The sequence below is a fragment of the Pseudarcicella hirudinis genome (assembly GCF_900115665.1).
GTDB lineage: Bacteria > Bacteroidota > Bacteroidia > Cytophagales > Spirosomataceae > Pseudarcicella > Pseudarcicella hirudinis.
The window spans coordinates 42,916-57,156 of record NZ_FOXH01000018.1; the positions used below are offsets into that span (position 1 = coordinate 42,916).

Sequence of the window (14,241 nt, forward strand, 5' to 3'; positions counted from 1 at the left end):
TTTTCTGAATTTAATTAATCAACGATGCAAGTTATGGTCTATTTCTTAAAAAAAGAAAAAACCTGACAAGGGTCAGGTTCAAAAAAGTTTTTCATGTGGTATAAATTAGTATAACAGTACAAATGAGCCCTCTTTCACCAAGGTATTTCCGGCTGAATCTTCACCAACAATCTTGTACACATAGTTTCCCTGCGGAGCTCTCTCTCCTGCAGGGGTTAGTCCGTTCCAGCCAAAGTTGGCATTTGCTGCCAAATCATCAGTTTTTCCGAAGAAAAGGATATTTCCCCATCTGTCATAAACACTCATTTCCACTTTTTTTACAAAAATGCCCTGTGCCAGAAATATATCATTGTCAATATCCCCATTAGGAGTAAAAGCTTCAGCAGCCATTAAACGGGAAGGCCTTGAAATTTTAATAATGTTTGAAACGCTGGGACCGTTCTTGCCGGTGGCGCTAAGAGATGTTACCTGCAGTTCGATAACCTGCCCATCACTTGCCGGAAAAGGAGTCGTCCAGGTTGTTCCTTTTCCTACATTAAAATCTGAAACGGATGGAGATAGCTTGGTTAATTTATAATAACCTACTCCATCAGACTGTGGTGGTTGACTTGTCCAATAAGGTATCTGGCCGTCAGCTTTCAGAAAAATCGTGCAAACGGGATTATTTTTAGGAGACTCATTCCCGCACAGGCTTTCCCAGGTTACCTGATAGCAAAAAGAACCGGAGTTAAAATCTGCTGTAAGGTCGTCATAAGTTCCTAATCCGTTTTTTGCCAGAAAATCATAACTTCCTGTGGCCGGGTTTAATTTGTAAAATTTATAGCTGTTGGGAGCAAGATTGGTCGGAGTTATATCAAAAGCAGATTTAACCGTTACATGACCATTTTCGATAGTCGTGAAAACATACGGAATATTAGAAAGTGTTTCCGGCCAGGTTGTTTTAACCTGAATAGGTTCTGTTAAAGTATATGAGCCGTAAGTTCCTTTTAATTGATATGTATAGGTTTCTCCACAGGTAAGGTTATTGTCCTCCTGTTGATTGGCTGAAATAAATGGGGTCTGTAATAAAACAGTTTTTGTGCCGTTTTTGTCAGTCCTTTCCAGTTTGTATTCCGTGAAACTTCTCAATGTTGACGGAAGGGAAGTCCATTTTATAATATTTTTTTTATTTACCGGATCTGTAGTTACGCTAAAAGGAATGGTACATAATTCATCATTACTCAGATGTGCCTGAGGAATAGTTCCGGGGCAATTGTCAACAGCCTCCAGTTTAAGGCAATATTGCTTTGTTTTATCCGGAACAGTAAAACCTACTGTTTCTATACCATTCGATTGAGATATAAACGACTGATAAGGAGTACTAAAATTATAAGAAGCGCCTGATTCCTTTAAATAGGCTTTCATTGCTGTACCGTTTTGCCCTGAAAAGGCCAGATTATAAGTTCCGCCACCGACTCCTTCCAGACTGACCAGACTTGGTCTGGGAACGGTGGAAGAGTTTGGGGTAAGCGGGCCGACAGAGTAGGCTGGAGCAGCACAACTGGTTCCGATTTTATTGTATCCTCTTATTTCAATGGCTCTCGGCGAACTACCCAGCCCAACCTGAGGAGGTACTGTATAAGGCAAGTCAGCTGCTGTAAACGACACATTCTGAACTATCGGAGGTCCGGGAACCGGCTTGTAGCTGATTTGATACTGATCAAAATTGTTATTCGGGTCGTTCTTAAAAGTAATGATAAATTCATTGTTACTACAGCTGGTTATCTGTTCTACAACGGGTTGCTTAGGGGTTATGACATTAATTACCTGACAGGCAAACTTTGCTCCGGATGCACCGGTAGAACTTTGCATAAATAACCAGACACCTGCTTTATCAAATTTATAGCTTGAAATATTATTAAAACCCGAAGCTCCTATTGATGCGGGACTGCCGGCGGGTTGTTCGGGGTAATACCATGTTGAGGCCTGACTAACGCCCGGGTCTGTGTTTTTTAAAGGAACAACATCTCCCAAACAAATGGTAATCATTGTATTGTTATCCGTACCGGAAAATCCTGTGACATCTTTGTTCCCTATTTTAAAACTGCCCGGACTTGCACCAAAGGTATTTGTAGGACAACGCTGGGCATAAATGAAGGAAGAAAACATTGGTACAAAGACCATGTTAGCCAAAAGTATAATAAAAATATAGTAAACTTTTTTTTTCATTTTATGGGATCCTCATTACGTTTGAGTCTGAAATGAGCCAATATCTTAACACCTTTTTCTAATAGGTTGTAAGTCAATAGCGTAGATTGAACTTATACTATTCTCTCATTTCAGGAATTTACACTGCAAATTTTATGCTAAATCTGTTTAGAATAAAATTTTAGTTCTGAACGGTCAGTTATTTTGAATAATTTCTCTTGAAAAAGAACCAGTATCAGACCTTATTAATTTTATTGCATTGAAAACGAAATAACTACCGGATAAATTTGATTTCCGAAAAAAGCAATGCTTAAGTTAGGAACAAAAAAGCGTAATTTTGTCGTTGATAACCAGTAAGACAGAAACAAAGCCAGATATATAAATCAATCTGAGGGCCGTGTGATAATTAATTTACCCGAAAAATGATCCCTCAAACAAATTTGAGTTTAAATTTAATTTTTTTATTACTCATCAAAAAGAACCAGCCAGAAACAAATTTCACCAAACAGAAATCAAAATGTCAACCATAAAATTAGATAGTATAGAGGAAGCGATAGAGGATATCAGGAATGGTAAAATAATCATTGTTGCTGATGATGAAGATCGTGAGAATGAGGGAGATATGATTTGTGCTTCAGAGTCAATTACCCCTGAAGTTGTAAACTTTATGATTCGTGAAGCCAGAGGGTTAATGTGTATATCACTTACGGAAGAACGTTGTGATGAACTCGGACTCGAAATGATGGTCGGAAAGAATACAGCTACTCACGAAACGTCCTTCACTGTTTCAGTGGATTTGCTTGGAAACGGATGTACGACAGGGATTTCTGCTTCCGACAGAGCCAAGACAATTATCGCTTTAACAGACCCTAATACTAAACCGGAGGATTTAGGTCGCCCGGGTCATATTTTTCCTTTAAAAGCCAAAAAAGGAGGAGTGCTTCGCCGTACCGGACATACTGAGGCGGCGATGGACTTTGCGAGATTGGCAGGGTATAAACCATCAGGCGTTCTTATTGAAGTGCTCAATGAAGATGGTTCTATGGCACGTCTTCCGGATTTGAGAAGAATTGCTGATAAGTTCGATATAAAACTGGTAACGATTAAAGATCTGATAGAATACCGGTTAGCAAAAGAAAGTTTAATTAAACGTGAAATTGGGGTTGACATGCCGACTGAATGGGGGCATTTTGATCTTATTGCTTACCGCCAGACCAATACCGGAGATAACCACCTTGCACTGGTAAAAGGAAGCTGGGAAAAGGATGAACCGATTTTAGTAAGAGTACACAGCTCATGTATTACCGGGGATATTTTTGGCTCTTGCCGTTGCGACTGCGGAGAGCAGTTGCACAATGCGATGGAAATGGTAGAGAAAGCTGGAAAAGGTGTAATTCTTTATATGTTTCAGGAGGGTAGAGGTATTGGATTGATTAATAAACTGAGGGCTTACAAGTTGCAGGAAATGGGACGGGATACCGTGGAGGCCAATATTGAGCTGGGCTTTAATATGGATGAAAGAGATTATGGCGTTGGGGCGCAGATTCTGAGAGATTTGAACATCAGCAAAATCAAATTGATTTCAAATAATCCTAAAAAGAGAGCAGCATTGCTGGGTTATGGCCTTGAAATCGTTGATACGGTTCCGATTGAAGTGGAGCCTAATCCTCATAATGAACGATATCTTGCTACCAAAAGAGACAAAATGGGACATGATATTTTAAAGGAGAATATGATTTCGACTAAATAAAACAATTCCGGCAATTTTAACAGTGCTAAAAATAATTTTCCGGAAAGTATCAGGCATTACTTTCCGGAAAATCTGATAAACCTTTTAATTATGATAAAAACATTATTGATCGGATTTTTAGTACTCTTTTGCCAATTATGCTCTCTGTCTCAAAACTTAGTTGATGATAAAGAGGAATGGTTTTATGGAAAAGTAATCCTCGCAAAAGGAGATACACTTTTGGGTACCATGCAATATGAAATGCAATCCGGTATTTTAAAGTTTCGTTCCGAAGATAATGCTTTAAGAACCTTCTCTGCGCTTCAGGTTATATCATTTGATTTCTACGATACCGTTTTAAAAACCCGAAGATATTTCTATTCTCTTACTGAGCATAAAAAAGGAGATTATGGCGCGCCGACTTTCTTTGGGGTTCTTTATTTTAATGAAAACAAGATTTCTCTGTTTTATAAAGAGAATACCCGTTATGCACCAATATGGAATACCAGGGCTATTACCAGAGAAGCCTATGAACTCTATTTCATTTTCCCGGACAAATCAGTCAGACGATATCATAAATCCAGAAAAAGCTTGTTCAGTATCCTTTCGGAACATCATTCAGAATTGAAACATTTTATCGATAATAAGTCGCTGATGATTCATAATCTGAATGACCTGGTTAAAATCCTTGAATATTATAACAACCTTTAAGCAGGTTTATTTATCTCCCAGAATAATCGGAGCATTGCCTTTGCCACCCATGATAATTACCTTGGCATTTGGCGATAAAGCGATTTCTTTCTGAGCCTTTATCATTTCGTATTGCAATTGTTTATCTGACAAACCTGTTGAAAGTATTTTCTGGTAATCAGCAATTCCCTGGGCTTCCACTCTCTTTCTCTCGGCTTCCTGACGTTCTTTTTGAAGAACAAACTGCATTTTCTGAGCCTCCTGTTCAGCATTGATTTTAGATTCAATGGTCTGCTTTACGGAAGTCGGCAGGTTAATATTTCTGACCAGCAGCTGCTCCAGTAATATTCCCCTTAATCTCAGATTCTTCTCTATATCTTTCGAGATTCTGTTCTGAAATTCATCTCTTCGGGTAGAATACAAAGAAACAGCATCATAATAAACAGCATTGTCTCTGATTTTGGTACGGGTAATCGGTCTGACTATTTTGTTTTTGTAATCAACCCCGATTTCTTTCAGGATTTTTGGCGTTTCTGAAGGAATTACTCTGTAAAGAACAGTTAAATCAATGATGACCTCAAGTCCGTCGGCTGTCAGGACTCTGATCGCATCATCGCCTTCTTTATCACCTTCGTCTTTAATACCGGACATGGTATAATTTTGCGTTTTGATGTCAAAATCTGTTACAACCGCAAGAGGATTAATGAAATTAAGGCCACTTTCGAGAACATTATTTTTTACATTTCCGAAAAGTGACTGAACTCCTACTTCTCCGGCATTAATCTGTCGAATGCCAGATGAGAGCAAACCAATAACAATTATGATTGCCCCGACTATCCTTGTTATCGGGGAGTACCTTGACCAACTCATTGATGGTGAGCTAATGGCGAACCCGGCCATTAATACGACGATGCCCAAAAAGATTAAGAACATTTTAATAAGATTTAATTGAGAGCCGGGTGTGCGGAGAGTCCCGGAACTCAAGGTTTTGGTTTTGAGAAAAACTATCTGTCCGCAAAGAAATCTTGTCAAAGATTACCAATTGTGAAGCGTTTTGTTCTCAAATGTTACAAGCGGTTCGGAATGATTATGGATTGCAAAATATATTCAGATCAGAGAAAACGGTCTCTTAATTCGGGGGTGGGAATACGGCATTCATCAGATTTACCAAAAATCTGATACCGGTATTTAGCTATAAAATCATAAACCGGGTTTCTGAGAAATTCAGGTAAATATCTGAATATTTTAAGATGTTTCACCCAGCTGTTTAATTGTGCGGCAATTTCTATGGCTGCTGCTGATTTTTTGTATAGAATATTGTTTTTCAGAAGAATGACAGAGTCAAAATCTTGTTGGATTTTCCTGTTTTCTCCAAAAGGTTCAAGAATGTTTTGTGCCAGTTCAGATTGAAGAGGGATGAATTTGAAAAGCTTTTCAGGATCGTGGTCTATAATGAAATTGATACTGGCATTGCAGAAATTACAGATGCCATCAAAAAAGACAATCTGATGATTCTGCTTTTGTATGTCTGTATGAATCTGAGGTTCCATATAAAACGAAGAAAATCGGGCATTTCACCCGATTTTCTTCAATATAATCCTTTTGAAATGAATGAAGAATTATCTTAACAGCTCCACCCACCCTTTCAGGCTAAGCGAAGTTTTAGAAGGATCTAATGTCAGGAATTTAACCTCACAACTGTAGTAATAAGTTCCTGAAGAAACCTCTTTTCCGTCGTTAGTCTTTCCATCCCAGGCAAAACCTTTGATACCACCATTATACTCATAAACTTTTGTACCGTTCCTGTTGTAAACATCAAATTTGACATTATCAACAAATCTCGGGCAAATTAATGGCTGGAAGGTATCGTTTTTGCCATCACCGTTTGGAGTAAAGATATTTGGCAATTCAAAATTTGGACAGTTGTCTTTACATACCACATTGCTTTTTGCACTTTCCGCACCATATTTATCAGTAGCAGTAATGTAATAACAACCAATGTATGAATCACTTTTGGTATGGGTAAAAGTCTGTGGCAATGGCTGCGGAGAAGTGATCTCTCCGATTTTCTCAAAATTGCCGTCGGACTTCGCTGAATAGAATATCGTATATTTTACAATATCCTTTGTACAATCAACGCCGTTGGCATCCTTGGCAGGAGTAGTCCAGGTAAGTACGTTTGCAAAGGAAGTTTGATCACAAGGACCTGACTGGCTGAAAGTTTTACAGTCTAACAGGTCAATGGATAATACCGGAGGACATGGAACAATATTACTTTTCGGGGTTGCACAGATGATCTGCGATAAGTTAAACAATAATCCCAGATTCTGTTTAGGATCACTGTAATTTCCAACCGTCTGCACTTTATAACAATAAGAAGAATCAGGAGACATTGTTACTTTATAAACTCCGTCAGAAGCAATATTATCTGCCCCGGAATCCTTAAAATTAAAGGTGTTGGTACCGGAAACAGGAACGTCTGCAATCTGGTTGAAAATACCTGATCCTGGTCTGGTTTCTCTGTAAACCTTATGTGTTTGGTTTTGATTGTTCCAGGGTACATTGGCTTGCCAGCTTAAGTTTACACTTCTTATGTCTGCGGCAGCACCAAGTCTGACACTGCTGGCCGAGCTTGAAGTATCAAGTGATACCAGGCTTCCGTTATTGGTATAGAAGAATTCTACCCGATAGCGATAAGCATTATCTGTCGTATTTAATGCCTTATCTGTAAGAACAGTATCAGCTTTAGTCCCTGACAAATCAGTATCAATGTTACCTGAAATCTGTGTAAAGTTAGTACCATTCAGACCTGTTGCTCTTGACAGACGATACTGATACGGGCCACTATAGATATTTTTATCCAAACCAATCGGACGGGTCCATTTTACTGTAATCTCACCATTTGTAACATCTGTTTTATCAACGGTTACATTCGTCATCAGGATTATCGGAGATTCGATCATCAGACATGCTCCGGCAGAGGCAATGCTTTGTCCATAGGTAGGAGCCCCGAAAACCACTACTAACCTGTAGCCATAATTCACATTTTTCTTTAAGCCTTTGCCACCGTTGGTATCAACATATTTTACATCTGAAACCGGAACCCGTGCAATTTCCTGATAGCCGAGGCTTCCGGGCAATCCGGTCTGGCAGGCACTAGGGGTATAATCCGGGCAACTTCCTTCTTTTCTATAAATTACAATCTGCGCTCCCGGATTCTGACAGGCATAACTATCCCATGTGAGTGAAGCCCCTTTGGTCACAGGGTCAGCCGCAGCTTTAAAGTTTTTCACACTTGGGGCGACAACTTTAATTTTCATGATCTTGCTGTCGGTCAGCTTCGCAGCAGTACCGACCTGAACCGGAGGCGTATCTTCTACTTTAAACAGGATATCATAAGTCTGTTCCCGGATATGGTTACAGGAAGTTTGCCAGGTAAATGTTCCTGTTGCAACGGTAGTAGTTTGTTTTGGTGTTGAAACAAATGTTGCCAAAGGAGGACCAATGTATGCCAGATCATAAACTGCCCCGGTTGAAGTAATCGTGAGCGGATCTCTTCTTCCGGTGCTGGAAGGAGTATCTGTAGCAGTAATAGTTTGTCTAATCATCGTTCCGGCTTCAACGCAGATGTCAGGCGGAACCGTAATGACAGGCGCTTTATTATCTGCATCTACTACCTCAATCTGCATATCACGGACAGTTTCGGAAATTTTCACTCCGTTTCGCCATTCTTCAACGATAAAGGCACAGTTATATTTCCCGACTTCTGCAGGGGCATTCCAGACGAGATCCCCGGTTTTTGCATTGATTTCAAAAGTGGCAGGAATGGCTGAAACTTCGTTAGGCTGACGGAAATTGTTTACTGAGGCTCCTCTTAAATCGCAGCTTTCTTCAGATCCCTGACGGCAAATCGTTAATCTGTAAGCTAAACTGTCACCCTCAGCATCAACTGCATTTGGGTTATGTGTATATTTTTGACCAACTACTGCGGTAATATCTATGGCCGGGTTCAATAATACCGGAGTAGAATTTAGACCCAAACCAGAGTTGATAGAGAAAATGGTTTCAACATAAAATGGCGTATTAAACGAATCTGACATGTTTCTTACATTGTCATTACGGTTTGGAATAGCCACATTAACTTTATAATACAGGGAAGGAGCAGGATATGTGTAAGTAGTTCTGTAAATGTTTTTCAGGGTTCCGTTTGTATTCGGGATATCCACGGGCGTGCCGCAGCAGCGAAGAACTCTCACGGGGGCGGTACCGTCTCCAAAGCAAAACCAGACAAAGGTTTGTTCCTGATTGGCGCGGTTATTTTCTGTATAGGTGGTTAGTGTAAACTCGTACGTAAGTGAAGTGTTTGAAACCCGTCTTACTGAAATTTCTCCCCCTTTAAGGTGAGAGGCAAAAGATTCAAAACTCAACAGAAACGTCGAAACAATAAAGATGTATCTTAAAGCTGACTTCATGGTATAAGGATAAGATGAGGCAAAAGCCTTAATTATTTGAAGCTACAAGTTATAGAATATTTTTTTTCCAATATCTTGAAAATTCAAAAAACGAATATAAAAAAACTTCCTATAGGAAATAACTACTTTAAATTCAGTTAAAACGTCAGAATATGAAGAAAACAGATTGAAATCCCCGGATTCAGACCCGTTTCAGTGCTGATAATTTCCGCACACAGGTATGATTCAGTATAGAAATATTTGAGTTATAACAGATATAATATCGGAAAACAGGTTTAATATTTCAGGTAAAAGTTTCCGAAAATTCCTGAGTTTTACCTTAAACCGGGAGATGACTCATAAATACCCGCTAAAACCCCTGAAATAACGTAGAACGTTTATAAATAATTGCTAAAAAATTATAGATTATTTGATAGACCGATCTTTCAATAGTAGTTTTGGGAGTAATTTCTGTTACTCGTTCGTCCGTTACCTGGTTTTGGAAACTTTAAAGGACAGCGTTTGCAGACAACTAGCAACTATAATCAATTATTAAAATGTCTTGGGTAACTAAAACTTTATCAAGTTCGTTGGGCAGAAAGCTCTTAATGGGGGTGACAGGTTTGTCTTTAATAGCATTCCTGCTTGTTCATTGTGGCATCAACGCATGTATCTTCTTCAATGATGGCGGAGAAACTTTCAACAAAGCAGCTGAGTTTATGGGAACTAACTGGCTGATCCGTACCGCTGAGATAGGCCTTTTCCTTGGCCTTATTGTTCACATTGTTGATGGGTTGTTATTGTGGAAAAGCAACAATGAAAAACGCCCGGTAAAGTATGCCGTAAATGGTGCGGCAAACAGCACATGGTATTCAAGATCTATGGGTCTTTTAGGAACACTTCTATTGATTTTTCTCGTAATTCACCTTCGTCATTTCTGGGTAGTAAGTCGTTTTACCGATGAAATTACCAGTGGAAAAGAAACGCTTTTCGGTGAAATGAAAGAAGTATTCGAAAACCCGGTTCCTGTAGTTATATATGTATTAGGTTGCATTTCTCTGGCTTACCATTTATTACATGGGTTTCAGAGCTCATTCCAGTCGCTGGGATGGAATCACCCGAAATATACCCCTTTTATCAAATCAGTTGGGACAGGTTTTGCCATTATCATTCCGTTGATTTTCGCGGCTATGCCAATCGCAATGTATTTAGGAATTATTAAGTAAAAACGTGTGATGAATCATTAAGTATGAATTCCGGCCGGTTTCGGTAAGAAAAACCTTTGTTTCTGAAACATTATTCTCAAACCAAAAGGTAATCCCGGACCCTGATTACGGAATCATATTTCTAAATTCGTGTCTTTTAAAAAAATTCGTCTATGTCAACTAAATTAGATGCCAAAATACCTGACGGAGTCTTAGCCGAGAAATGGACTAAATACCGTTCAACTGTACCGTTGGTAAACCCTGCCAACAAGAGGAGTCTTGAAATTATTGTAATCGGAACAGGTCTTGCAGGTGCTTCTGCAGCTGCTTCTCTTGCAGAATTAGGATATAAAGTAAAAGTTTTCTGCTTCCAGGATTCACCTCGCCGTGCGCACTCTATCGCTGCACAGGGAGGGATTAATGCAGCTAAAAACTACCAGAATGATGGTGATTCTATTTACCGTCTTTTCTATGATACAATCAAAGGTGGGGATTACCGTGCGCGTGAAGCGAATGTACACCGTCTTTCTGAGGTTTCTGGAAGCATTATTGACCAATGCGTAGCACAAGGTGTTCCTTTTGCCCGTGAATATGGCGGATTGCTTTCAAACCGTTCGTTCGGTGGAACACAGGTACAACGTACTTTCTATGCTGCTGGTCAGACTGGTCAGCAACTTCTTTTGGGTGCTTATTCCGCACTTCAAAGACAGGTAGGTATGGGAACCGTAGAACTATGCACCCGTCATGAAATGATGGAAGTGGTAATGGTTGATGGAAAAGCACGTGGTATCATTGCCCGTGATTTGATTTCAGGAAAACTGGAACGTCATTTCGGTCATGCCGTTCTGATCTGCTCAGGAGGTTACGGCAACGTATTCTATTTGTCAACCAACGCAATGGGATCTAACGTGACTGCTGCCTGGAAAGCCCACAAAAAAGGAGCGTTTTTCGGAAACCCTTGTTATACTCAGATTCACCCGACCTGTATCCCTGTTTCAGGAGATCACCAGTCAAAACTAACGCTGATGTCGGAGTCATTGCGTAATGATGGCCGTATCTGGGTTCCAAAGAAAAAAGACGATAACCGTAAGGCTAACGAAATTCCTGAGGACGAAAGAGATTATTATCTTGAGCGTCGTTATCCTGCGTTTGGTAACCTTGTTCCTCGTGATATCGCCTCACGTGCTGCAAAAGAGCGTTGCGATGCAGGTTATGGCGTAGGTACTTCTAAAATGGCGGTTTACCTTGATTATGCTGCTGCAATTATCCGTTACGGAAAAGGAGAAGCTAACAAGCGCAGTATCCATTCTCCTTCTGACGAAGAAATTCAGATAATGGGTAAGGAAGTGGTAAAAGAGAAATATGGTAACTTGTTTGATATGTACAAGCAGATTACCGGAGAGGATCCTTACGAAGTTCCGATGAGAATTTACCCGGCGGTTCACTATACAATGGGTGGACTTTGGGTTGATTATAACTTAATGACAACTATTCCGGGACTTTATTCTTTAGGTGAAGCAAACTTCTCTGATCACGGTGCAAACCGTCTGGGAGCTTCCGCTCTGATGCAGGGTCTTGCTGACGGGTATTTCGTAATTCCTTATACAATCGGTTCTTATCTTGCTAACGAGATTCGTACAAAAGCCATTTCAACAGATGCTCCTGAATTCGTGGCAGCTGAGAAGAATGTACAGGAAACGATTGACAAACTGATGTCTATTAAAGGAACTAAATCAGTTGACCATTTCCACAAGAAATTAGGTAAAATTATGTGGGACAAATGTGGAATGGCCCGTAATGAAAAAGGTTTAAAGGAAGCAATTGTTGAAATTCAGGCACTTCGCAAAGAATTCTGGTCGGATGTCAGAGTAACAGGAGATGCAGATGAATTTAACCCTGAACTGGAAAAAGCAGGCCGTGTGGCTGACTTCCTTGAATTGGGAGAATTAATGTGCGTTGATGCTTTAAACAGAAATGAATCATGTGGAGGTCACTTCCGTGAGGAATATCAGACTGAAGAAGGTGAAGCAAAACGTGATGATGAGAATTATGCTTACGTAGCAGCATGGGAATACAAAGGAGATTCTCAATTCGAACTTCATAAAGAAGAATTAGTGTACGAAAACATCAAAATTGCACAGCGTTCTTATAAATAGTTTGTTGTTGCAGATCAGAATTTCGTGCCTGTTCATTATCCTGAAAAGGACTAATGAATAAAACAAGTAACTGATATTTCTCATAAAGTCTGGATAACAGATCACGGATAACAGATAATTGAAATCAAAATGGAAGGTAATATGAACTTGACGCTTAAGGTTTGGCGTCAGAAAAATTCAAACTCTGAAGGACGTTTTGAAACTTATGACGTAAAAGGCATTTCAGAAGATATGTCTTTCCTTGAAATGTTTGACGTACTAAACGAACGTCTCATTACTGAAGGTACAGAACCTGTTGCTTTCGATCATGATTGCCGTGAAGGTATTTGTGGGATGTGTTCGATGTATATCAACGGACAACCTCACGGACCAAACAGAGGAGTTACTACCTGTCAATTGCACATGCGTAGCTTCAAAAACGGAGATACAATCACGGTTGAACCCTGGAGAGCTAAAGCATTTCCTGTAATTAAGGACCTTGCTGTAAACCGCTCTTCATTTGACAGAATTATTTCTGCCGGAGGTTTTGTTTCTGTAAATACCGGTAATGCACAGGATGCTAATGCACTTCCGATTGCTAAACCGGATGCAGATGAGGCTTTCATGGCGGCGGCTTGTATCGGTTGCGGTGCCTGCGTAGCTGCTTGTAAAAATGCTTCCGCAATGTTATTTACTTCTGCTAAAATTTCTCAGCTGGCATTGCTTCCGCAAGGACAGGCAGAACGTTCTATCCGCGCTGAAAAGATGGTTGCGCAAATGGATGAAGAAGGTTTCGGAGCATGTACAAATACAGGAGCATGCGAGGCGGAATGTCCAAAAGGAATTTCTTTGGAAAATATTGCCAGAATGAACAGAGAGTACTTTAGTGCAGTACTTACTTCAAAATAAAAACAACCAGAACCTGAAAATGTGACTGATTCTTTTGAAAAGAAAGAAGATCAGATTGATGCAGGGAGATGATGATTGTCAGAAAAGCTTTGTGATTATTCACAGAGCTTTTTTGTTTTCCGGCGGCTCAGATTTTATCCGGTTTAAAGAGAATCTGAAGAATGATGTTTTTACGCGTAAAATTGTGCAAACGCTTTATCGTAAAAAAACGTAACTTTGCAGTAAATTAGATAGAAAGGATGTGCCGGTAATGTGGTTGGATTTTGTAATCAGATAAAATCTGTCCGGCCTGCTTTTCAGATTCATTTATGGCCGCTTTTAGCGGATGTACAATAAATATTAAAAAGTTGTTCATAGAACCTTATCACAATCATCATCAGAGTGAAGTACGCACGGGCTGGATAGAAATCGTGTGCGGCTCAATGTTTTCAGGAAAAACCGAAGAACTGATCCGACGACTTAACCGTGCCAAGATAGCTAAACAAAAAGTAGCTATTTTTAAGCCTAACGTCGATACCAGATACCACGACGAGGATATTGTTTCGCACAATGCCCTGTCAATTCCTTCCGTTCCGATTCTTGAATCCAGGGATATTCTTGCATTAACCGGCGACTGCGATGTTGTTGGAATTGATGAAGCGCAATTCTTCGATGGAGGAATCGTGGAAGTATGTAATATTTTAGCCAATAAAGGAAAGAGGGTTATCGTTGCTGGTCTGGACATGGATTTTAAAGGAAATCCTTTCGGACCCATGCCGGGGCTGATGGCTGTGGCTGAATATATTACCAAAGTGCATGCAGTATGTGTGGTTTGCGGAGATGTTGCGCATTATTCTTACCGGAAAGCAGCTTCTCAGGACGAAGTTTTACTTGGTGAAACGGATTCATACGAAGCACGATGCAGGAAATGTTATCATTTGTAAAAAACTGACTGA

The 14,241-nt window shown here is 39.9% G+C and carries 11 protein-coding genes; 7 read left to right on the forward strand and 4 right to left on the reverse strand.

Annotation, left to right across the window (positions count from 1 at the left end):
• Positions 1-105: 105 nt before the first annotated feature.
• Entirely contained in the window at positions 106-2,208 is a 2,103-nt protein-coding gene (locus BM179_RS22370) for a T9SS type B sorting domain-containing protein (RefSeq protein ID WP_092019405.1), read from the reverse strand.
• Between the two features lie 496 nt (positions 2,209-2,704).
• Between BM179_RS22370 and BM179_RS22375 the strand changes: the two genes are divergently transcribed.
• Positions 2,705-3,937, forward strand: coding sequence for a bifunctional 3,4-dihydroxy-2-butanone-4-phosphate synthase/GTP cyclohydrolase II (locus tag BM179_RS22375; RefSeq protein WP_092019406.1), 1,233 nt, complete (start codon positions 2,705-2,707; stop codon positions 3,935-3,937).
• A 90-nt stretch (positions 3,938-4,027) separates the two neighbouring features.
• Positions 4,028-4,627, forward strand: a complete 600-nt coding sequence (locus BM179_RS22380) for a hypothetical protein (RefSeq protein WP_092019407.1) — start codon at positions 4,028-4,030, stop codon at positions 4,625-4,627.
• A gap of 6 nt (positions 4,628-4,633) precedes the next feature.
• On the opposite strand, the gene BM179_RS22385 is transcribed toward BM179_RS22380, so the two are convergent.
• The 3 genes from BM179_RS22385 to BM179_RS22395 form a co-directional block, all read right to left on the reverse strand.
• The gene (locus tag BM179_RS22385) at positions 4,634-5,539 is read right to left on the reverse strand and encodes a prohibitin family protein (protein WP_092019481.1); all 906 of its coding nucleotides are present in this window, start codon (positions 5,537-5,539) and stop codon (positions 4,634-4,636) included.
• 179 nt (positions 5,540-5,718) lie between these two features.
• Complete coding sequence (locus BM179_RS22390) at positions 5,719-6,156, reverse strand: thiol-disulfide oxidoreductase DCC family protein (RefSeq protein WP_092019408.1); 438 nt, start codon at positions 6,154-6,156, stop codon at positions 5,719-5,721.
• Positions 6,157-6,225: 69 nt separating this feature from the next.
• Positions 6,226-9,078, reverse strand: a complete 2,853-nt coding sequence (locus BM179_RS22395) for a T9SS type B sorting domain-containing protein (protein ID WP_092019409.1) — start codon at positions 9,076-9,078, stop codon at positions 6,226-6,228.
• 536 nt (positions 9,079-9,614) lie between these two features.
• On the opposite strand from BM179_RS22395, the gene BM179_RS22400 reads away from it, so the two are divergent.
• The 5 genes from BM179_RS22400 to BM179_RS22415 all read left to right on the forward strand — a co-directional run bounded on the left by BM179_RS22400 (position 9,615) and on the right by BM179_RS22415 (position 14,229).
• On the forward strand, positions 9,615-10,283 hold the full coding sequence (locus BM179_RS22400) for a succinate dehydrogenase cytochrome b subunit (RefSeq protein WP_092019410.1): 669 nt from the start codon (positions 9,615-9,617) through the stop codon (positions 10,281-10,283).
• 152 nt (positions 10,284-10,435) lie between these two features.
• On the forward strand, positions 10,436-12,418 hold the full coding sequence (locus BM179_RS22405) for a fumarate reductase/succinate dehydrogenase flavoprotein subunit (RefSeq protein WP_092019411.1): 1,983 nt from the start codon (positions 10,436-10,438) through the stop codon (positions 12,416-12,418).
• Between the two features lie 141 nt (positions 12,419-12,559).
• Entirely contained in the window at positions 12,560-13,306 is a 747-nt protein-coding gene (locus BM179_RS22410) for a succinate dehydrogenase/fumarate reductase iron-sulfur subunit (protein WP_218159274.1), read from the forward strand.
• A gap of 34 nt (positions 13,307-13,340) precedes the next feature.
• A complete protein-coding gene (locus tag BM179_RS25125; RefSeq protein WP_143095299.1) occupies positions 13,341-13,520 on the forward strand; it encodes a hypothetical protein in 180 nt (59 codons plus the stop codon).
• Positions 13,521-13,653: 133 nt separating this feature from the next.
• On the forward strand, positions 13,654-14,229 hold the full coding sequence (locus BM179_RS22415) for a thymidine kinase (protein WP_229633014.1): 576 nt from the start codon (positions 13,654-13,656) through the stop codon (positions 14,227-14,229).
• Positions 14,230-14,241: the final 12 nt, after the last annotated feature.

What these genes read in the sequence shown, in the direction of transcription:
- BM179_RS22385 (WP_092019481.1), bottom strand. Translation starts at nt 5,539, where the DNA reads ATGTTCTTAATCTTTTTGGGCATCGTCGTATTAATGGCCGGGTTCGCC.
- BM179_RS22370 (WP_092019405.1), bottom strand. Translation starts at nt 2,208, where the DNA reads ATGAAAAAAAAAGTTTACTATATTTTTATTATACTTTTGGCTAACATG.
- BM179_RS22395 (WP_092019409.1), bottom strand. Translation starts at nt 9,078, where the DNA reads ATGAAGTCAGCTTTAAGATACATCTTTATTGTTTCGACGTTTCTGTTG.
- BM179_RS22405 (WP_092019411.1), top strand. Translation starts at nt 10,436, where the DNA reads ATGTCAACTAAATTAGATGCCAAAATACCTGACGGAGTCTTAGCCGAG.
- BM179_RS22375 (WP_092019406.1), top strand. Translation starts at nt 2,705, where the DNA reads ATGTCAACCATAAAATTAGATAGTATAGAGGAAGCGATAGAGGATATC.
- BM179_RS22380 (WP_092019407.1), top strand. Translation starts at nt 4,028, where the DNA reads ATGATAAAAACATTATTGATCGGATTTTTAGTACTCTTTTGCCAATTA.
- BM179_RS22400 (WP_092019410.1), top strand. Translation starts at nt 9,615, where the DNA reads ATGTCTTGGGTAACTAAAACTTTATCAAGTTCGTTGGGCAGAAAGCTC.
- BM179_RS22410 (WP_218159274.1), top strand. Translation starts at nt 12,560, where the DNA reads ATGAACTTGACGCTTAAGGTTTGGCGTCAGAAAAATTCAAACTCTGAA.
- BM179_RS22390 (WP_092019408.1), bottom strand. Translation starts at nt 6,156, where the DNA reads ATGGAACCTCAGATTCATACAGACATACAAAAGCAGAATCATCAGATT.